21 protein-coding genes are annotated in these 19,885 nt (G+C 61.9%); 16 read left to right on the top strand and 5 right to left on the bottom strand.

From position 1 onward, the window contains the following. Nucleotide 1: 1 nt before the first annotated feature. Genes ACIPY3_RS18415 through ACIPY3_RS18395 form a run of 5 tightly spaced genes read left to right on the top strand, consistent with a single transcriptional unit; the run spans nt 2 to nt 4,953 of the window. A complete protein-coding gene (locus tag ACIPY3_RS18415; protein ID WP_400336479.1) occupies nt 2–946 on the top strand; it encodes a carbohydrate ABC transporter permease in 945 nt (314 codons plus the stop codon). Further along, on the top strand, nt 943–1,842 hold the full coding sequence (locus ACIPY3_RS18410) for a carbohydrate ABC transporter permease (protein WP_400336478.1): 900 nt from the start codon (nt 943–945) through the stop codon (nt 1,840–1,842). Before ACIPY3_RS18415 ends, ACIPY3_RS18410 begins: the two co-directional genes overlap by 4 nt. A 39-nt stretch (nt 1,843–1,881) precedes the next feature. Continuing rightward, nucleotides 1,882–2,985 (top strand): Gfo/Idh/MocA family protein, encoded by a 1,104-nt coding sequence (locus ACIPY3_RS18405; protein ID WP_400336477.1) that lies wholly within the window; start codon nt 1,882–1,884, stop codon nt 2,983–2,985. A gap of 1 nt (nt 2,986) precedes the next feature. Further along, nucleotides 2,987–3,733 (top strand): ThuA domain-containing protein, encoded by a 747-nt coding sequence (locus ACIPY3_RS18400; protein WP_400336476.1) that lies wholly within the window; start codon nt 2,987–2,989, stop codon nt 3,731–3,733. 2 nt (nt 3,734–3,735) lie between these two features. Further along, a complete protein-coding gene (locus tag ACIPY3_RS18395; protein ID WP_400336475.1) occupies nt 3,736–4,953 on the top strand; it encodes a Gfo/Idh/MocA family protein in 1,218 nt (405 codons plus the stop codon). An 845-nt stretch (nt 4,954–5,798) separates the two neighbouring features. On the opposite strand, the gene ACIPY3_RS18390 is transcribed toward ACIPY3_RS18395, so the two are convergent. The 5 genes from ACIPY3_RS18390 to ACIPY3_RS18370 form a co-directional block, all read right to left on the bottom strand. Then, nucleotides 5,799–6,701 carry a nucleotidyl transferase AbiEii/AbiGii toxin family protein gene (locus ACIPY3_RS18390; protein ID WP_400336474.1) on the bottom strand — a complete coding sequence of 301 codons (903 nt, stop codon included), beginning with the start codon at nt 6,699–6,701 and terminating at the stop codon, nt 5,799–5,801. Beyond that, entirely contained in the window at nt 6,698–7,234 is a 537-nt protein-coding gene (locus ACIPY3_RS18385) for a hypothetical protein (protein ID WP_400336473.1), read from the bottom strand. The genes ACIPY3_RS18390 and ACIPY3_RS18385 overlap by 4 nt, the downstream gene beginning before the upstream one ends. A 108-nt stretch (nt 7,235–7,342) precedes the next feature. Beyond that, nucleotides 7,343–9,046, bottom strand: coding sequence for a peptidoglycan D,D-transpeptidase FtsI family protein (locus tag ACIPY3_RS18380; RefSeq protein ID WP_400336472.1), 1,704 nt, complete (start codon nt 9,044–9,046; stop codon nt 7,343–7,345). A 499-nt stretch (nt 9,047–9,545) separates the two neighbouring features. Next, nucleotides 9,546–9,938, bottom strand: a complete 393-nt coding sequence (locus ACIPY3_RS18375) for a hypothetical protein (RefSeq protein WP_400336471.1) — start codon at nt 9,936–9,938, stop codon at nt 9,546–9,548. 333 nt (nt 9,939–10,271) lie between these two features. Then, a complete protein-coding gene (locus ACIPY3_RS18370; protein ID WP_400336470.1) occupies nt 10,272–10,865 on the bottom strand; it encodes a hypothetical protein in 594 nt (197 codons plus the stop codon). An 87-nt stretch (nt 10,866–10,952) separates the two neighbouring features. On the opposite strand from ACIPY3_RS18370, the gene ACIPY3_RS18365 reads away from it, so the two are divergent. The 11 genes from ACIPY3_RS18365 (at nt 10,953) to mpaP (ending at nt 19,885) form a co-directional block, all read left to right on the top strand. Continuing rightward, nucleotides 10,953–11,462, top strand: coding sequence for a hypothetical protein (locus ACIPY3_RS18365; protein WP_400336469.1), 510 nt, complete (start codon nt 10,953–10,955; stop codon nt 11,460–11,462). Between the two features lie 181 nt (nt 11,463–11,643). Then, nucleotides 11,644–11,838, top strand: a complete 195-nt coding sequence (locus ACIPY3_RS18360) for a hypothetical protein (RefSeq protein ID WP_400336468.1) — start codon at nt 11,644–11,646, stop codon at nt 11,836–11,838. 328 nt (nt 11,839–12,166) lie between these two features. Next, nucleotides 12,167–13,192: a daptide biosynthesis RiPP recognition protein gene (gene mpaB, locus ACIPY3_RS18355; RefSeq protein WP_400336467.1), complete on the top strand. Its 1,026-nt coding sequence runs from the start codon at nt 12,167–12,169 to the stop codon at nt 13,190–13,192. Beyond that, the gene (gene mpaD / locus ACIPY3_RS18350; RefSeq protein ID WP_400336466.1) at nt 13,189–14,442 is read left to right on the top strand and encodes a daptide-type RiPP biosynthesis aminotransferase; all 1,254 of its coding nucleotides are present in this window, start codon (nt 13,189–13,191) and stop codon (nt 14,440–14,442) included. The genes mpaB and mpaD overlap by 4 nt, the downstream gene beginning before the upstream one ends. Then, nucleotides 14,439–15,650, top strand: a complete 1,212-nt coding sequence (gene mpaC / locus ACIPY3_RS18345) for a daptide-type RiPP biosynthesis dehydogenase (protein WP_400336465.1) — start codon at nt 14,439–14,441, stop codon at nt 15,648–15,650. The genes mpaD and mpaC overlap by 4 nt, the downstream gene beginning before the upstream one ends. Next, nucleotides 15,647–15,784 carry a hypothetical protein gene (locus ACIPY3_RS18340; RefSeq protein WP_400336464.1) on the top strand — a complete coding sequence of 46 codons (138 nt, stop codon included), beginning with the start codon at nt 15,647–15,649 and terminating at the stop codon, nt 15,782–15,784. The genes mpaC and ACIPY3_RS18340 overlap by 4 nt, the downstream gene beginning before the upstream one ends. Nucleotides 15,785–15,834: 50 nt before the next feature. Then, nucleotides 15,835–15,960 carry a daptide-type RiPP gene (locus ACIPY3_RS18335; RefSeq protein ID WP_397323449.1) on the top strand — a complete coding sequence of 42 codons (126 nt, stop codon included), beginning with the start codon at nt 15,835–15,837 and terminating at the stop codon, nt 15,958–15,960. Nucleotides 15,961–16,003: 43 nt separating this feature from the next. Beyond that, a complete protein-coding gene (locus tag ACIPY3_RS18330) occupies nt 16,004–16,129 on the top strand; it encodes a daptide-type RiPP (protein ID WP_400336463.1) in 126 nt (41 codons plus the stop codon). Nucleotides 16,130–16,218: 89 nt separating this feature from the next. Then, nucleotides 16,219–17,037, top strand: a complete 819-nt coding sequence (gene mpaM, locus ACIPY3_RS18325; RefSeq protein ID WP_400336462.1) for a daptide-type RiPP biosynthesis methyltransferase — start codon at nt 16,219–16,221, stop codon at nt 17,035–17,037. Beyond that, nucleotides 17,034–18,251, top strand: coding sequence for a YcaO-like family protein (locus ACIPY3_RS18320; protein ID WP_400336460.1), 1,218 nt, complete (start codon nt 17,034–17,036; stop codon nt 18,249–18,251). Before mpaM ends, ACIPY3_RS18320 begins: the two co-directional genes overlap by 4 nt. Further along, nucleotides 18,248–19,885: a daptide biosynthesis intramembrane metalloprotease gene (gene mpaP, locus ACIPY3_RS18315; RefSeq protein WP_400336458.1), complete on the top strand. Its 1,638-nt coding sequence runs from the start codon at nt 18,248–18,250 to the stop codon at nt 19,883–19,885. Before ACIPY3_RS18320 ends, mpaP begins: the two co-directional genes overlap by 4 nt.

Genomic DNA, 19,885 nt, shown 5'->3' with positions numbered 1-19,885 from the left:
CATGGCAACCAAAACCCTCCAACCAGGCCGCGGCGCCCCACCCAAAACAAACACCCGCGACCGCGCCGAACGCCGCCTCGCCTTCCGTATGACCGCACCGTCGCTGGTCCTCATGGCACTCGTGGCAGCGGTCCCGATCGGCTACGCACTCTGGCTCTCGTTGAACCAGTACAGCGTCCGCACGGCAGGGCTCTCCCGCTTTGTCGGCCTGGAAAACTACATCAACGCCCTCGCAAGCCAAGAGTGGTGGGCCGCGTTCGGCCAGACCTTCCTCTTCGCAGGCCTCTCGGTCACCCTGGAACTGATCCTCGGCACGGCGATGGCGTTGCTGCTCAACCTCGCGTTCAAGGGCCGCGCGGTCCTGCGCACCGTGGTTCTGCTGCCGTACGCGATCATCACCGTGGTCAGCGCCATCACCTGGCAAACGATGTTCCAGCCCAACCTCGGCTTGGTCACCAACGTCCTCTCCGCACTCGGACTGCCGGGTGGTGACGTCGTCTGGCTCGGCGAGCACGGCTACGCGATGGCCGTGATCGTCATGGCCGACGTCTGGAAAACCACCCCGTTCGCGGCGCTCATCATCCTGGCCGGCCTGCAGGTCATCTCCGCCGAAACGTACGAGGCCGCCGAACTCGACGGCGCCAGCAAGTGGCAAACCTTCCTCCACATCACGCTGCCGCTGCTCCGCCCGGCAATAGTCCTCGCGGCAATCTTCCGCACCATGGACGCCCTCCGCGTCTTCGACCTGCCGTTCGTCCTCACCCGCGGCGCCAACGGCACGGAATCCATGTCCATGCTGGCATACGGCGAACTCCGCGAAAACCGGCTGGTGGGCGAAGGCTCGGCCCTCTCCATCCTGACCTTCCTCACCGTCATGGTGGTCTCGGTCATCTACATCCGCTTCGGCGGCGGCAACATCCGCGACGTCGCGAAGGAGGAACAATGAGCACACTGACAGCAGAACGCCCGACGGCGGCACCCGCCACCGGGCAGAAGGCACCGAAGCGCCGCTTGCGTGGGGAAGCGAAACTCCATCCCTTGGTATGGGTGTTCGTGGTGGCCGTCATGGGCTTTTCGCTCATCCCGTTCTACTGGCTGGTCAACACCTCTCTTAAGAAGGGCGCGAGCCTGTCCAAGGGCGAGCTCTTCCCGAGCCAGCCGACCCTCGAAAACTATTTCGTGGTCTTCCAGAACCCCGAATTTCTCCTCGCCTTGCGCAATTCGGTGATTATCGCCGTCGTAACTACAACCGTGGCGCTGGTCTTCGCATCCTTCGCCGCCTATGCGCTGGCCCGGCTCAAGATGCGCCGCAAGGCGACGATCCTGACGCTCATCCTGTCGGTGACCACGTTCCCGGCTATCGCGATCGCGGCTCCGATGTTCTCCATCTGGCGCGAAATCGGGCTCTACGACACGTTGCTCGGCCTCATCATCCCGAAGCTGACGTTCGCGTTGCCGCTGGCGATTTACACGCTGACGTCGTTCTTCAAGGAGATTCCGCGGGAGCTCGAGGAATCCGCGTACATGGACGGTGCCACGCCGTTCGTCGCCTTCCGCAAGGTCATTCTGCCGCTGGCAGTCCCGGGCCTCGCGACCACTGCGATCCTGGTGTTCATCTCGGTCTGGAACGAATTCCTCCTGGCCGTCACGCTCACCACGTCGCCTGAAGCCCGTCCGGTGCCCGTGGCGATCGCGTTCTTCAGCGGCACCAGCGAGTTCGACCAGCCGCTCGGCACCATCAGCGCAGCATCCGTGATCATCACCGTCCCGCTCGTGATCCTGGTGCTCGTGTGCCAGAAGCGCATTGTGTCCGGGATGACCGCGGGCGCGGTCAAGGGCTAACCCAAACCATCAAGAAACCCAGAAAAGAAAAGGAACACAGTGAGCATTCAGCAGCAGGCCCCATCCGCAACCCTCAAGGTGGGAGTTGTGGGCATCGGTTGGGCCGGCCAGCAGCACCTCAAGGCGTACAGCAACATCGACGGCGTCGAAATTGTCGCCGTCGCGGGCATGGAGCCGGAACTCCTTGCCCAGCTGAAGGACGAGTACAAAATTCCGCACGCGTTGCCCCGCTGGGAGGACATGATCGAGCTCGAAGACCTTGACGCCGTCAGCATCGCCGTGCCCACCTTCCTGCACGCACCCATCGCCATCGCTTCGCTGGAGCGCGGACTGCATGTGCTGAGCGAAAAGCCGATCGCGCGCAACGCCGTCGAAGGTCAACAGATGGTGGACGCCGCCCGCAAAGCCGGGCGCGTCCTGGACGTCGCGTTCAACCACCGCCGCCGCGGCGACATCCAGGCGCTCAAGAAAGTGATCGACGACGGGACCCTCGGCCGTCCGTACTACGCCAAGGCGTCGTGGCTGCGCCGCCAAGGCATTCCGATGCTCGGCAGTTGGTTCACCAACCCTGCGCTCGCCGGCGGTGGTCCGCTGGCCGACATCGGCGTCCACGTTCTGGACTACGCGCTGCACCTGCTGGGCGAGCCGAAGGTTCTGGCGGTTTCCGCCTCGACCCACTCCGAACTCGGTCCGCGAGGCCTCGGCGGCAACGCGAGGTATACGGCGTCGAACTCCAGCCACAAGTTTGAAGTGGAGGACTTCGCCTCCGCGTTCATCCGGCTTGAAGGCGGCGGTACCTTGATCCTCGAAGCGGGCTGGGCCAGCTACCGTGACGAACGGGACCTGATGGACTTCACCGTTTACGGGACCGACGGCGGAGCGGACTTGCGCTCGGTCGGTGCCTCCGAGAACCCCGTCGCGGATGTGCACGTCTTCACCGAGAAGGACGGCGAGAACGCTGACTTCGAGGTGGTGGCCGAACCCGGAAAGGCGCACCAGGCCGTCGTCGACGATTTTGTTGCTGCCGTGCGCGGCGGCGAGACCGTGTGGGGAAGCCACGACGGATCGCTCGCCCTCAGCCGCGCGCTGGTGCTCGATGCCTGCTACAAATCCGCCCTGGAACAACGCGAAGTGAGCCTCTGACATGACCGAGTCCAAGTTGAAAATTGTCGTCTGGAACGAAGGCGTTCACGAGGCCCGCAACGAGCCCGCCACCATCGGTGAGATGTACCCCGAAGGAATCCACGGCGCCATCGCAGCCGGACTCCGAGGGTTCTACCCCGATTCCGAAATCGCTACAGCTACGTTGGCTGATCCGGACCATGGGCTGTCCGAGGAGGTCCTTGCACAGACGGACGTGTTGCTGTGGTGGGGGCATATCGCCCATGAGGAAGTCGCCGATGAAGTAGTGGAACGCGTGCAGCGGCATGTGCTCGGCGGCATGGGCTTGGTGGTGCTCCACTCGGGGCACTTCGCGAAGATCTTCACGCGTTTGCTGGGAACCACGTGCTCGCTGAAGTGGCGCAACGAAGGCGAGCGGGAGCTGGTGTGGACCGTGAAGCCGTCGCACCCGATTGCTGCCGGTATTGAAAGCCCGATCATCATTCCGCAGCAGGAAATGTACGGGGAACTGTTCGACATTCCTGAGCCCGATGACCTGATCTTCATCAGCTCCTTCACCGGGGGAGAGGTGTTCCGCTCTGGCGTGACGTTCTCGCGCGGCAAGGGCCGGATTTTCTACTTCAGCCCCGGCGACCAGGAATACCCGGTGTACCACCAGCCGCAGATCCAGAAGGTCATCGCCAACGGCGTTGGCTGGGTGGCACAGCCGGGTGTGTTCCGCGAGGCGCCCGAGGTCTCCAACCCTGCGCGGGACTGGTTCGAGGCTTAGCCATGACCACTTCTCTTCCTACGGGCCGCCCGTTGGCCACTGCCCGGCCCTTGGGTGTGGCCGCTATTGGCTACGCGTTCATGGGGAAAGCCCACTCGAATGCGTGGCGGAATGTGGCCAGCTTCTTCGACGTCCCGGCCTTCGAGCAGCGAGTGCTGGTGGGCCGGGACGCGGTTGAGGTCGCTTTCGCCGCAGGTAAATACGGCTGGGCTGAGTCAGCTACTGACTGGCGCTCGGTGATTTTGCGGGACGACATCGACATCGTGGACATCTGCGCTCCGGGTTGGATGCACGCGGAGATCGCCATCGCAGCGCTGGAAGCCGGGAAGCATGTGCTCGTGGAGAAGCCACTCGCGAACACTTTGGGTGAGGCAGAGTTGATGGCTACTGCGGCTGCTTTGGCTCTGGAGCGGGGCGTGCAGTCGATGGTCGGGTTCAACTACCGGCGGGTCCCGGCGCTCGCCCTGGCCCGGGAGCTGATTGCCGAAGGTCGTCTCGGAACCGTGAGGCACGTACGTGCCGCCTACCTCCAGGACTGGCTTTCCGACGTCGAAACCCCCATGAGCTGGCGGCTCCGGAAGGAGACCGCCGGCTCCGGGGCCCTGGGCGACATCGCCTCCCACGCCATTGACCAGGTCCAACACCTCACCGGGCAGACCGTGACCGAAGTGACCGGGACGCTGCGGACTTTTGTTGCCGAACGGCCAGGTCCGTCGGGGGTTGAGAAAGTGACGGTGGACGACGCCGCATGGGCCACTTTGGGGCTGACCGGCGGCGTGAGTGCCTCGGTGGAAGCGTCACGAGTGGCGACCGGGCAGAAGAACTCTTTGAAGATTGAGATCTATGGGTCGTTGGGTTCGCTGACGTTCGATCTGGAGAACCTGAACGAGCTTGGCTTCCTGGACGCTACGCTGCCCGTGCGGGAGCAGGGTTTCCGGCGGATCCTGGTGAATGAGCCGGAACACCCCTACGCTGCGGCGTGGTGGCCGCAGGGGCACATCATTGGCTGGGAGCACACCTTTACCCACCAGATCCGGGACTTCCTGTGCGCCATCCGCTCCGGTGAGGCGCCGTCGCCGTCGTTCGATGACGGCCTGCAGGTGCAGCGGGTGCTGGCCGCCGTCGAGGAGTCGGCGCGGAACAGGAGTGTGGTGACGGGGGTTGCTACCGGGCCACTCGAGCTCGTCACTTTGGGGACCAACTCTGATCACCTTCGTTAGGGCAGGCCGGGCGCTGATCTGTCCTTGCTAAGCTCGGCTGAGACTGGGTCTGGGGGAATAAATGGAGCCGAATTACCTTGAGAATATCGAGCACCAAATCATCGAATTTGAGCTAATAAAGAGAGCAAGTTCGCGGCTGAGCAGCTAATTCGTATTGTCCGAGAAACTCCATATGAGAATCTGGACGCGGAGATCGCCGCGTTGCTCAACTGCTCGCTGCCTGAAGCGAAGATGATCCGCCACTTGTCCTTGGACAGGCTTTCTCCACACAGAGTTGCACAGATAAGCGAGGAGCTGGAAAGCCTTCGGCGGCAGTACTCTGGACTGAAGGACTCCGGCGTTCCACTGCGCGAGCCGGCTCAGTTCAGCGACCCAGGTTGGAGCATTTAGAAGAGCCCGGACGGTACCTAAACCCCTCGTCGGGAACTGCGGCGCGAAGCTATTCCTGCATCGATTGCCAGCGCGGCTATGGCGACAAGGAAGCCGATGCCAATCGCAGGCAGAACGCCAAAGATCGGCCAGAATATCGCGAAAGAGATGAACCCGGCGAGAAAGACGATGAGAGTGCGACGCATTCGAGGAGTCACTTTCATGGAGTGAAGCTACCACGACAGAATTGCCTTGGTAGCGCCGTATCGGTTTGAATTCCAGCTATTGGCATCTCCGCGGTCGCCGCGGACGAAGGCCCGGAACCCGTCTGCCGCCATTGCGCAAAAGAACAACTTGTCGTTGCACCAATGGCTGAGATCCATTTCTGCGGGCTGCCGGTACAGCGGGTTCAACATTATTGTGCAAAGCTGCTTTGCACTCTTGGCTTCAGGAGATGCCCCATCATGTTGCAGGACTCACTCCGTACGTCGTTGGTTGACGACGTTGCTTGGCCGTATCCACCTTTCCCTTGTGAGTGATGGCGTGTCGTTTGGCGAACATTGGTCAATCAGAGCGATGAACTCGTTAAGCCACTCGATTGCGGTAGCGACATCAGGTAATACGTCCAGGCCTTCGGCGGCCTCGGAGTAAAGAGTCGCCCAGTCCGTGCCCTCCACTACCGATGGAGGCCAGGCGTGTGTTCTTCGGTAGTCGAACAGGCGAACGCATGTCGCCCGGACCAGCGATAGGTCCAATTCTTCACGGGTACTCAAGAGTTGGAGGTCGACAAGGTCGCGGGCACGGTCACTACTCGGCGCTGTGGACGCGTGTGTCTTTTGGGCTATTTGGTGATCAGCGGGCATCACCGCCACGGGCTCTGGAGCAGGGAGGCCTACAGAGGTGAACAGCTCGCTGATGCTGGGAGCCAGAGCGTACTCGGGATCGTCGGCGTCGCCGATTTCATTGTGTCCGAGTTCGAAGGGAACTGTGCACCAAGGCTTTCCCTCGTAGTCGAGCTTTACATAGAAAGGCTTCATCACATACGGGGCAGGAATGCCCTCGGGTTTCGGAGCTTTCCGCTCGATCAGGCGTCCACTAAACCCACCCCACCCTTCCCGGAGCCGCTCCTCGAAGTCGGCGCGGAATGTCGCCAGACTTCCTGTGCGGGCGGCATCGACGTCACGGGTGAACCTTGTATCGGAGCCATATCTCAGTGCCATCGCGCTCCCACCTTTCACGGCACCCTCTGGAAGCATTTGTCCTATCACCACCAGAGCCATCGTCGTCCGTCGGCGAACGGCGAGAATCTCGTCTACTTCCAAGTTCTTCAATCGTTGGTTCAGAGCCGCGAGATTTCGAGGCGGGGTGTCGTACCTCATGCGGCGAGCTCCTTGCGGACGTGGTTCCACTCCGCCGTAGTCAGTAGTCCCTCGGCACGGGCCTGGGTTGCGGCATCCCGCAGTCGTGAGGCCGGGACACGCCCCATGCATTCGAGGAGTGCTTCGCTGAGTTGCTGGGCGCGGATCCCACGGTAGCGTGTGACCTTCGTTCCGGTTTGTGTCTGGATGACTTTAATGTACGCGGGCATTGCTCTGCGGACACGACGGCCGGTTCCTACTGTGATCTTCGTAGGATTCACGTCCCCTAGACCGAGGAGCGCAAGGACGGATTCTCCGCGGAGGTAGGCGTCGTCTCCTGCACGCAGGGTCGCTTCGGCGAATTGATCGTCGTCGGTCGGCGGTATGTCAGTCATGCGGTAAAGACCGTATCCCACGTGATCAAGGCCGCCTCGGGCTGTGAGCTTCGGCAATTCGACAACGGGTACGCCGGCGTCCGCTGCTTCCGCAGTGGTGACATAGCCATAGTTGCCGTAGGCGACCTCACGGAGCATGTCTCGATATGTTCGTCGCATGTCAAAATACTACCGTGAGCGGTATTGTTTTGACACGTTGATGCGCGGCCGGGCCGGACAAGAAACCACGTGCCGCGGGCTTCCGCCACCAATATGTGGAGCCACATCTCAGTATTCTTGAGGAAGTCGGACACTCTGCATCTCCGACGGAGATACATGATATTTGGCGAGCACCTGGCCCATCACGTCGTTGAACACTGGTGCTGTTGAGATCCCGTATATGTTCCCCTGGGGCCGCTGCACATTCACCAGCACAACAAACTGAGGATCGTCCATAGGCGCCATTCCAACGAATGAGGCGGTGTAGCCGTCGAAGCCTCCTCGCTCGCTCACGGCTTCAGCCGTTCCAGTCTTGCCGCCAACCCGATAACCAGGGACTTTGACGTCGGTTGCCCCGCCAACAGTGACAACACTTTCGAGGATGTCCCGGACCTGCTGGGCGGTGTCTTTGCTGATAGCACGGGTGCCCTGCTCCGGGTCTACCTTGTGTTCGGTGCCATCCGGATCGATGTACGACTCAACCAGTTGAGGCTTGAGCCGAACACCATTATTGGCGATGGTTTGGAAGGCCAGCGCTGTCTGGAGTGGAGTTTGGGATACGCCTTGGCCGAAAAGGACGGTGAACTCTTGTCGGCCATCCCATTTCTCTGGCACTGCGAGAAGCCCGGGAGACTCACTAGGTAGGGGGATGCCGGTCGTCTCACCGATTCCGAATTTCTTGAGGTAGTCGTATCTCTGCTGCTTGCTCAGGGATTCACCGACCATCACAGTTCCCGTGTTCATGGAAGAGCCAATTACGCCCGCGAATGTACGGTTCTCCGTTCCGTGAACAAAAGAATCACTAAAGGTCTGTCCGTTGACGGTATACGTCGGTGGAACAACGAGGTGACTGTCAGCAGCGATCTTTCCCTCTTCGATTGCTGCGGCCGCAGTAATTGCCTTGCCCGTAGAACCAGGTTCGATCGCAGCTTGGACTGATCTTGCTCCGCGGTCCGCTGCGGCTGTGGAGGATGGGTCGTTGGGATCAACGCTGTGCGTTTCAGCCATCGCACGAATCTTTCCCGTTTTAGCTTCCATTACTATGATGTTGCCCCAATCCGCGTGCAATTTGTCGACTTGGGTTTCGATGGCAACCTGGGTTTGGTATTGAAGATCGCTCTCGATGGTTAGCTTGATGGACTGACCGTCGACTGCCGGTTCCACGTCCACTGGTGCCATGGGAATGATGATGCCGTCCGCGCCGGTTTGGTAGGTCTTGTGACCATCGGTCCCGGAAAGACGATCATTGAGGGAAAATTCGACGCCGGCCGCTCCGCCAGCGTCGTTGACGTAGCCGATAACGCTTCCGCCGACGGGACCCAGCGGGTACGAGCGCTTTTGGACCGGGCGCGACGTGATACCGGGTATATGCAGATCTTGAATTCGCTGCGCTACTGTCGGGCTCACAGAGCGGGCAACGTAAGCAAACCTGGCCTCGCCGGTCAGCAGCTCTCCAATGTTCGTTTCGGTCTCCCCTAGGAAATCGGCCAGCTCCCGCAGTCCCACGTCCCTATTCAGCTCGTAGGTATTTCCGTCTTGATCTGTTCGGTCGAAAGTTTTGTTGGCCGTGTTCTCGCTGGGGTCACCGACGATGTCGTACAGTTCGATAGAGTCGGCCAGAACAGTTCCATTCGTGTCAAGAATTCTTCCTCGTTTCGATGCCAAGACTGTTGTCTTTGTTCGGATCGCAGCAGCAGCCGAAGTCAGATGATCGGGATCGAAGCCCTGGATTACGACTACACGTACGGCAATGGCCGAGAGGAGGACCATCATTATTCCGAACCCCAACCGGAGCCTGCGCGAGCTGGAATCAGCAGATGTGAGCCCAGTTATTGGTTCCCTTAGTTTCATGGACTTTTGGCTCTCATTTTAGGAAAAGTCGTGGCTGCCACTATTCAGTGGCCGATTCGACCATTTCCTGACGGGAGCTGATCCCGGATGTTTGAAGGTGGCCCTCAGAATCCCCGCCTACGACGCCGTGAGGTCAGCGCTGCATTCACAGCGATTGCCACGGCTGCAACAAGGACACTCAGACCGAAAGCACCAACCGTGCCAACGATGGGTGAGAAGTCGGCGAATGGGATGAGTCGGCCAGAAAGATGACCACGGTTCGAAGGATCCGAGGAATCGCGGATGCCTGCCCGGGAGTCTCTGGAGTCGAGGCTTCAGAGAGCAGGTTGAACCCAAGCCGGAACTCGGCTGGGCGCTTGGCGACGTCGGTGCGCCGGCTTTCACGAGGACGAGGCGCCACCAGGATTCATCCCGCGGCAGGTCACTTTGTACTCCCCGGTTCCGTAGCCGGCACAGCTGGCCGGTAGAAGTAGCCGTACTTCTTGAGAATCGCGTACGATCCTGCGGAAGCGATCAAACCGTAAAGAGGTCCGGCCCAAAGAGCAATTTCTGATCCTCGAATCAGGTACGTTCCGAGAGGGAAAAACGTCAGGAGGGCGCCCGCTGTGCCCTTCCTAGGGTCCACCTCGTACAAAACAGCCTTATCAAACTGCCCGTAGAGCAGTCCCTGAACAATGAGGAAAACAACCAAGGCGGCAAAGATAAGCAGCAGCCCTGGCCACGGCAAATCGGTCATCGTCAGCAGGGCCAGTGCAACGCCATGGGCAGCGGATAGACCCAGCCAGTAACTCCGCTCGGATTTCAGGCGCGGCACATCTATTCCGTCCTCTAACGCGAAGGCGAGGTCTTGGGGGACTCGGCCTCACGCTTCTTGGCAAGCGTCCACATGGCTACAAAACACGCAGCAGCGATCACGTTGAGCACACCCACGAGCGAATTATGGGCAAAGGCTATAACGGCCGCCAGGACCTGCAAACCTGCTGCGCTTAGATACAAGACTTTCATCGTTGAGACCAATCGGTAGACGTATCGTCGGTCCCAGCATGCATCCAAAAATCGGCTCTAGGTGGCAAAAATGGGGCCCCACGGCCCCAAACGGGAAAAATTAGGTGCTGTTTCACGAAAATTAGGTGGTGCCGGAATTCGTCTAGGTGGCGCTGGCTTGAGCGTGGCCGAGTCCCAGGATGAATTCCTCGATCCGTTCGAACACCCTGGCCTGCGCTTCCTGGGAGGCTCGCCAGTCACTTCCGACTTGCAAAGAATGGTCCGCTCCGGCCACCTCGAGGAATGTCCCATTCGACTCGCCCCTATGGCCGCCGTCCCAAAGTTCATCCTCGGAACCCCCAATGAAGAGGTCGTTTTTCGCGGAACGAAGGATCGTGTTCCGAATTCGCTCGTCTGTCAGCAATGGTGTGAGCCAGACACCAGGCGTTCGGGTTTCTTCGGCCCATGGAATCGCCAGCGTGCTCAGCGACTTGGCCACAATGAGACGCCGACTTGCGACGGGTGAATCGGCGAAGGCCTTTTCGGCGGCCCGCGCTACCAAGGAATGCGGATCATGATTCGGCTTGTCCTCCGGCGTCCACCTGACGGCCTGCACGTGCCAACCAAGTGCGGCGAGCATCTCTCCAACCCAGAACAGGACCGGACCCTCGACGGGATACCCGGAGCCGGGAAGCAAAACGGCGACCTTGGTTTCGGCTTTGTCGGTGCGGGCATCTGCCCACGTGAAAGTCTGCATAGCCACATGTTAGTGACACAAGATAGCTTCTACGTCATTTAGCCTAATCGATGGATAAAACAGCATGCTTACCGTATCGTCCCTTTGATGGGGAATACACAACCTTCGATAGCAGCTCTGGCAACTGCCGCCGTCGTACTTCTCTCGCTGGTGAGCTGCGGCGTTCCACCAACCACGGCACCCCCACAGCAGAGCCCTACCCCAACCGCAGCTTGTCCGAGTGCCGGGACAGAACCGCAGCCAAGCAACTGCGAGGCTTACGACGGCAACGCCGCCATGGCCCAGAACGAGATGTACAGGCAGCGTCGGAAGCTCAGCCCGGAGATGCAGGCGCAGCTCAGCACACACCTGGACCCAGCCAAAGAAGCCCTCAACGCATTGGACAAACCGGCCACCCCGGCCGACGTCGAAGCGGCTTTCGCGTCGCTCAACCTCAAGGAAGTTCAAACTGACGACGGCGGCAACGGTGTCCGTTTCGGGGTCGCGGTGCCCAGCGGAGGCTGCCTGTACGGCGTGGTCCCGGGAGAAGGTGAAGTCACCATCCAGGCCGGTGGCAGCATCATGGACGGCGGCTGCCTGGAGATGTTCGGCCACTAAAACCCACCACCTAGACGCCCCTGTCAAAACCCCTGATTTCCCGTTTTCACCACCTAATTTCGTCAAAATCACCACCTAATTTCAGAAATCCCATTCGTGAGAGCACTTTCGTCCCTTTAGATGCACGGTGGGTGCGGTAACCGCCGTCACCCCACCTGGATGAGGAGGAGCCCGGCCGACCGTGACATGGTACAGATACGTACACCAAGTGGTTTTCGTGGCATCGTTCATGCCTCTGATGCTGAATCTGGTGCCTACGTGGCAAGGCGTTGTGATTCCGTTCCTCGCGATCATTCCTTATGCCGCCAACGAGATCTGGCTGACGCGCAAGAAGGATAAAGCCAAGACGATCGATTCCCCTGACACACCACGCTAACGAGAGGTAGCCTCCTTAACTTCGAAGGCTACTTGCTCTCCGGATTCTGCAATCACGGCCCCGCTCACCAGCCTTATGTCTGGTGGGCGGGGTCCTTCGCGTTGGGAGGGCGCGCACCAGCGGCGGAACATCCAAAACCCACCACCTAGACGACCCTGTCAAAACCCCTAGTTTCCTGTTTTCACCACCTAATTTCGCCAAAATCACCACCTAATTTCGACTTTCCCAATCGTGGAGGCCCTTCGCGCCCATAGTGTCCTTCCCATGAACGAGCCCGTCCGAAGGGCCCGCTCAGGGGACAACAGCACAACTATTGGGGGTTGGCACTTTGACGCTGAGTCAGCAGCAAACCATCGCGGCGGCGGTGGATCAGTGGGTGACGGGAATTCCGGGCCGCATACCGGGTCACGTGGTCTTCGCGGAGAACCCCGCGCATGCCGGTTACGCCAAGGACCTGGCCGTGGAGGGCTCGGTGGTCCTGGTGGTCGACGGTGACGCTGACGATCCAGACATCGTCTCGGTCAAGGGCAGTTTTGATGAACCGGGTGGTGAACTGCTGCTGGGCGGCACGCTGAACCTTGAAATCCAGGATTACGTTGCCCTGCCCTTCGTCAACCTGGTGGGTGCGACGGTAGTCCGGATCACGGGGCTGGAAGATCAGCAGGCGTTCTTCGACGATGCAGACGAGGCGCGGAGATCCGGGCACTTCATCGTCCAGCTCACGGAGGTCAACGCCGTGCTGAGCGAACGCGGGTTGCTGGGCGGGTACGGCAGCCTCAACCGCAGCTTGTCGCGAATCCACATCACAGCGGACGGCACCATTCTCAACGGACCGTATGGAACAGTGATCGGCTGGGCCGGCGATCCCTTGCATGACCTCCGCATCAAAGCAGTCCCGCTGAAACCCGAATCGGCGGTGGCCTCCATCAGCGACGCTTCCGAGATGAGGGCTCAGCTCAGCGATCGTCCGTGGATTCCGCGCTACCTCGCCGCATTGGACGCATGGAAGTTCATCCTGCGGGACCACCACGCGGATACCCGACTGGTCGGGTTCGGCCTGAGTCTGTACGGGGCCACGGAAAGCCACAACCATCCACTGCCCGGAGCACCGTTTATCCTCGAACGGCACGGCGAGTACAGGCTCTTGGACACCAAGACCGGCCGGCTCTTCAAAATCGGCGCAGACGCGGCCACCCTGATCGAGGCGATCTCCAACCTCAGGGACGTCGAGGCAGCCGCCACGGTCACCGCCACCACGCTGGGCGTTTCGCCGGCCGCAGCCGAGGGTTCGGCACGGTCCGTCGTGGCCCAGTTCGACCAGCTCGGCATCGACCTGCTCGGAGAACTGCGGTGAGTCTTCCGCTGTGGGTCCCGCTGGTCACCCAGCACGACTTTGACCAGGACAGCTTCACGGCAACAGCGGCCGACGGCGTTCATGTCACCTTCGCCGACGGGCAGCGGAAACTGTGCGCGAAGAGTGGTCTGTGGAACGCCAACCTTGGCTTCGGCAACCCGGTCATCGCCGAGGCCGTGGCCAAGGAACTCAAGAGGGCCTCCTATCTGCCGCTATTCCGGACAGCACACGAACGCGCCATCGAGGCGGCAGACGCCCTGCTGGGTCTGTCCGGGAACACGTTCAGCAAGGTTCTTTTCTCTACGTCCGGAAGTGCGGCCAACGACGCCGTCATGAAGCTCGCCCGCCAGTTCTGCGTCCTGAATGACCAGCCGGAAAGGAAACTCATTGTCGGGCTCAGGGGCAGCTATCACGGCCTGACGTACGGCAGCCAGGCCCTCAGCGGCGACGAGCTTGGCCAAGCGCTGTACGGCGTGGATACCCGGAACGTCCGGCACATCGGCTTCGACACCACCCAGGAGCTGGACAACCTGATGCGCCGCGAGGGTCATCGGATCGCGGCAATGGTGGTGGAGCCTGTGCTTGGCTCCGGCGCGGAGGTGGTCCCGGAAGACTTCCTCCAAGCACTCCGGCGGCACCGGCAGGAACACGGGTTCCTCCTGGTGGCGGATGAAGTAGCAACAGGATTCGGCCGGGTCAGTTCCTGGTTCGTGTCCGACGAATGGGTGGAATCACCGGACATCATCGTCACTTCCAAGGGCCTGACCAATGGCACCGCGGCCTGTGCCGCGCTCCTCATCGCCCATCGCATCACGGACGTCTTCGATGCCACCGAATCCGTCTTCGTCCATGGTGAAACGCAAGCCGGCACCCCGTCCACCTGCGCTGCTGTCCTGGCCACCAGAAGTGAGATGGAGCGCCTGGATTTTCAGAGGCTGAACAAGGAGGTTGCCGAGGGGCTAGACCGGCTCCTTGCCGAACTGAAGGACGTCCGAGGTATCGGCGGAACGACAGGACGTGGCTGCATGCGGGGCGTGAAGCTCCACACGGACAACGGTTCGCCCCTTTCGGCGAACGGCACCCTCGCCGTGGTGAGGCGCATCCACCAAGCCGGTGCAATCGTCCAACCCGGCCCGGGAAGGATCCAGCTCCTGCCCTCGCTCACGTATACGGAGGACAACTTCCGGGAACTGCATGTGGCCATCGTTCACGGCTTAACCGAAGCCCGCGCCGACGGAGTTTTCGCATGATCGCCGACCGTACATGGAAGACCCGGTGCGTCATCCTGGGTGCCGGAATGACGCCGAAGTACGTGGGCTCACTGACCCGCGGACGCGTAGGGATCGTTGCCGATGCTTCCCTCACCGAACATCGGAACCGGCTCAGGGAGGGCGATCTCCGCGGCGCTCCAGCCCTCGACCTGAAGGCAACGCCCGTGAGCATCCAAACGCTGAGGGATGTCATCGAATTCATCCAGGTCCACCGGCTGGACACGATTGTCGGGCTGGGTGGCGGTTCGATTCTCGACGCCGTCAAGCTCGCTGCGATGTTCTCCGCGGACCCCAGCCTGGCGATCTTCGTGGAGCGCCACGCCAAGCGTTCGGGTTTGCTCGTGCTGCCTCCCATCCCGTTCTCCAACAAGCGCCTGAAGACGATCCTCCTCCCGTCCACCGTGGGGACCGGAGCGGAAGTCAGCGCTGTAGCGTGCCTGGATACCGCCGTCGGGCGCCGCCTGCTGGCCTCGCCGCACCTTGCCGGGGACGTCGCAGTGCTCGACGCCGGGCACCTCACCACCCTGCCGCGGACGCTGGTTCTGGAGGGGCTTCTTGAAGCGTTCCTGCGCGTGGCCGGGACGATGATCGGCAGCAGCGCGAGCATGTTCGACGACGACGGTCACCACTTGCTGCGGCGGATCCTGCATGTGGGGGAGCAACTGACATCACGGGATACCCCTGATCTGCGGCTGGCGGCCGCGAGGCTCAGCATGGAAACCCACACGGGTTGGTCGCTGATGGGCCGGAATCCGTATGGCGCCAGGCATTGGTACGTCGCCAACGAACTGGCATACCTGTCGGGTACGCGAAAGATGACCGCAACCGCCGCGCTGATCCCGCCTGTGTGGGCAGAGATCGGAAAGGGCAACGCGGCCTGGGGCAGCGAACAACGGCTGGACCGGCTGTGGACCGAGGTCACCAAGGACGCAACGCACCTGAACCCCAACCCGGCAAGGGGCATGGCGGACCTCATCCAGCAATGGGACGTTCCGCGGGTGGTGCCCGCCAGCAAGGAAACCATCCGGGATACCGCGGCCGCCGCCATCCGCAATTGGGGCGGCGTCCTCCCCATGCTGCGTGGACTCGACGTCTTCCAGGTCCAGCACGTCCTCCGCGCAGCGACCATCCAAAACTTGCCCGACGGATCACCCGCGATCAGCAAGAGGGAGGAGGTGAGCACATGATCAGCACCCCCAAGGCCCTGGACCTCAACGTCCAGGAACTGGAAAGCATCGACCTGCCGGACGACTGGACCGAACGGATCCACGGAATCACCGTAGGCCTGGCGCTGGTGGGCATCGTCGTCACCATCACGTGACCGTGACCGTGATCGTGACCGCGCAACCGCAGGAGAGGAGGTGAAAGCACATGCAGAAACAGCTCAATCTGGCCATCCAGGAAGTCGAGTCCTTGGACACTCCGGACTTCAACAACTGGTTTGTCGGCGTCACACAGGGCGTGGCCATCGGCCTCATCGCCGTGAGCATCACCTAGACACGGTGAAACCAGCAAACACAACACGCGAAAGGAGGCAGCAATGACGCTCCAACTCAGCATCGAAGAACTTGAAAACCTGGACACCCCGGATGACACCCCCTGGTACATCCGCGTCGGTGACGTGATCATCATTGCCGGCATCGTCGTCGGCATCGCGGCCACCTAGCCGCTACCCAAGCCAGCACACGCGGGTGGTTTCCTTCCTCAACTGCCCGCGTGTGCTCCTCCCGAAGCAACTCCCAAGGACACATGCCGATGAACCCAGCACCTGACCAGACTGCCGATGCCATCCTGCGCGTCCTCGGACACCTGGACCCGCCCGAAGACCTCTACAGCGTTTCGGGGTCCCGCCTCTATGACCAGATCACCGCCAAAGACCTCACCGAACTGCCCGAAATACAGGCAGCAGCCCGCAAGACAACCGGCCCCATCCTGGAACTGGCAGCCGGGTCCGGACGGATCACGCGGGCGCTGCTGGCGCTGGGGCGTCCGGTAACCGCCGTCGATTCTTCCGTAGAGATGCTGGAGCTGCTCGCCGCAAAGGTTGGTACGGTTCCGTTCAACCCGAGGGGCGCGGACGTGGAACTCCTGCAAGCGGACATGTCCCGGGTGGAGCTCGACGGCGGTTTCGGTTGCGTCGTCCTCGGAGCCAGTTCCGTGACGCTCCTAAACCGTGACGATCGCCGCCAGCTTTTCCGCCGGGTCCGGGAGGCCTTGGCCCCGGACGGCCGGTTCCTGCTCACCGTCCTGAACGCAGACAGCCACCAGGACGGAACAACGTACGACGGCGGCACAACAGTTTCGGCGTTGGGGGAAGACTCCTTCCTCATTACGGCGGAAAGCCGGGATCCCGTTAACGGTGCGCGGCACGTGACCATGATCCACGTCAGCTTCAACGAGGGCGGGACGTACCGCTCGTCGGCGTACGCCAGCGAGATTGCGTTCGTCAGCAATGACCTCATACAGGAGGAACTCACCGGAGAGGGACTGACCGTCCTGGAACGACGGCCCGTCCGGATTGCCACTCCGAGTCCTGGCTTGAAGGACATCGAACTCTGGGTGTGTGGGAAGTGAGTACCGCAACGGAATTGACCCTCGATCCTGTCCTGACCCTGGATCCCACCTACGGCCTGGTCTCAGAGGCTACCGTCTACCCACCGAACGAGTCCGGGCTCTGGCGGACTGTCGCACTACTCGCCAACGGTGGGTCGGCCACGTCAGGGTTCGCCTCCGCCGTCGGCGCTTTTGACGTGCGGCGGCGCGGATCGTTGATCCGGGGTGCTGGCGAAGCCGTGGAACGGTTTGCACTGGCACCGGTTCTGGTGGACGCCGACTACCTGGTGGCGAGTCCGGGTGCTGAGCCAATCGACTTCGTCACCACCGGCCTGGGCCGGGCGTCCGCGCTGGCCTGCGATTTCCCCTGGTACCGTGCCACCGAACTGCTGACCGGAGCGGAGTCGCAGGTGCCTGCGCCCGTGGTGGACTACAGGCCAGGCTGTCCCTCCCCATCCCGGTGGGAGCGCTATTTCGACCCCTCCCCGAACGGTGCGGCCTCAGGACCGTCGGAGGCCTTCGCCCAGGCCTCGGCCCTCGTGGAGGTGCTGGAACGCGACGCCTTCCTGTCGGCCTGGCGCTCGCAGGCACCCCTGCGGAAGGTGGACCTCGCGGAACTGCCGCAGTCGGCCCGTGATCGAAGCCTGGCTGTCCTTCTTGAGGCGGCCAGAACGGCAGGCGTCCACCTCACGCTGGCCTTCGTTGGGAACGACAGCCCGGTCCACACCGCGGTCTGCGTCATTATCGGCGCCACGTCCTCGGCTTCGTTCGGCGCGGTGGGACTCAAACCGTCCGCCGATCCACTGTCCGCAATGCTCGGTGCGCTGCAGGAAGGGCTGCAAATCCGCGAGCTGTTCCTGTCCCGGAAGCCAGCGCCCTTTGGGGCGGGTGATTCGGTGACCGGCGACTCTTCCCGTGCCGACTTCTGGAGCACGCCACAAGCCGTATCCACCCTGCAGGCGTGGCTCCAGTCCTTCCCCACGGAACCGGTCCCAGCCGTGAAACCTGTGCCGGGTGTCGATGTCCTGGTGAGGCATCTGGCCAGTCGAGATATCGGCTCACATTGGGTCGATCTCACCCACAGGCTTCCGGCGCCAATTCGGGAGCTCGGCTGGATCACTGGGAAAGTGGTCTGTCCGGGTGCCATTCAATTGACCATGGACGAGACGAAGAACCTGTCCTTGTTCGGCCCCGTTGCCGAGCGAATGACACTGACCCCGCATCCGCTGATATGAGACCGGCCAAGAAGCTCTCCACCTATGCGCCGGTGTGGCCCGTCCAGCTGGCGCCGGCGGCATCGATCGACCCTCCGGTGCAGGACGGCGCTCCGTGGATCGTGGCCCTGAACGGCGTACCCAGAGCCAGGGTCTCGGGTGATGTGGCTGCTGTCCTGCGAACCGTGGACGGTGTGAAGGGACCCGAACACGTAGCGGCACAACTGGGGGAGCCATGGACTGCCCGGGAGGTCACGGGCGTGGTGGAGCAGCTTGCGAATACACGAATTTTCGACGGCGGCACTCACCGCGCGAAGGTCCGCTGGGTCCAGTTCCGGGCTCCGCTGACGGTCCAGTTGACGCTATTTAACCCAACCGTGTTCCTGTACTCCCTTCGTCCCTTGGTAGCGGCCTTGGCCCGACGCGAAGTGCTGGTCCTGGCCGCGTTGCTGGTGCTCGGCGGAATGGTTGGCCTGAGCACTGCGGGGCATGAGATCCTGCGGGTCCTGTCGACGCCACTTCCCTTGGAGGCCTACCTGGGGGTGGCCGCAGCAATGTTCGCTTCGACGCTGCTGCACGAACTGGGCCACGGTATGGCCCTGGCGTACTTTGGCGGTCAGCCGAGGCGCATCGGCATCATGTTGTTTTATCTCTCGCCCGCGTTCTTCTGCGACGTGACCGATGGCTGGCGCCTTCCTTCGCGTAGGCAAAGGGTGCTCGTGGCGCTGGCTGGTCCCATGGTCCACCTCGGGCTGGGCAGCGCTGCCCTGTCGGTGCAGGGACTCATGACCGGCTCCACTGCCAAAGACGGTGCCCTTCTCTATGGTGTGCTCTGTTACTGCGTGGCTGTCCTGAACCTGTTTCCGTTCATCAAGCTGGACGGCTACGTGGCACTGATGTCTGCCCTGGATGTTCCCTATCTTCGGAAAAAGTCGATGGACGCGATGGGGGAACTGGTCAGGGTCCACGTGTTTGGGGCACGACACTCCCTGCCCAAGCGGGGTTTGCTTCCGTGGTTTGGCTTGGCGAGCTTCGTGGCCGGCCTGGCTTTCATGGCCATCGGTTTCCAGCGACTGGTTCCGGTGTTCCTGCAGTTCGGCTTCGCTGGACATCTGGTGGTGGCGGCAGTTCTGCTCCTGCTCCTGGCCGTGGTATCCGCGAGCATCGTGCGCTTCTTCCTTGCTGCAGCTCGCAACGGGAGTCCATTCTGGCGGCGGGTACTCGTGGGCGCAGCAGGAACGGGGGTGCTTGCCGTGATCCTGGCCGCGGTCCCGGTGACATCCAGCCAGGTTGCGGGCTACACCTTGGTGGACGGGCGCCTGAACATCGTCGCCCCTGTCGGTTCAACGCTGGCCACGTTCGCGGAAGGCGACCGCGTCTCCCTGCAGTCGCAGGGCTTGGTGATCCACCGCGATCTGGGCGTGGCCACCATCGGTTCGCTGCCGCCGTCGTTATCCAAAGCGCCGCTTGAGGCCCTGGTGCCGGTGACATTTGGCGGCCTGGCCGTCCCCGCTCAGTCCTACGACGCTGACATCCGGGAAACCGGATACCTGCCGTCTGCCGGACGTGCAGAGATTACCAGCCGCGTTCAGCTGAGCCTGGGGGAGTGGTTGTGGAGCGCGGTTGCTTCCTCGCCGCTCTGGCCGGGGGATTAG

It is taken from the genome of Paenarthrobacter sp. NPDC089714, assembly GCF_044748905.1.
Lineage (GTDB): Bacteria > Actinomycetota > Actinomycetes > Actinomycetales > Micrococcaceae > Arthrobacter.
The sequence above is the reverse complement of the archived record's forward strand: the minus strand, read 5'-3'. Positions and strand labels throughout refer to the sequence as shown.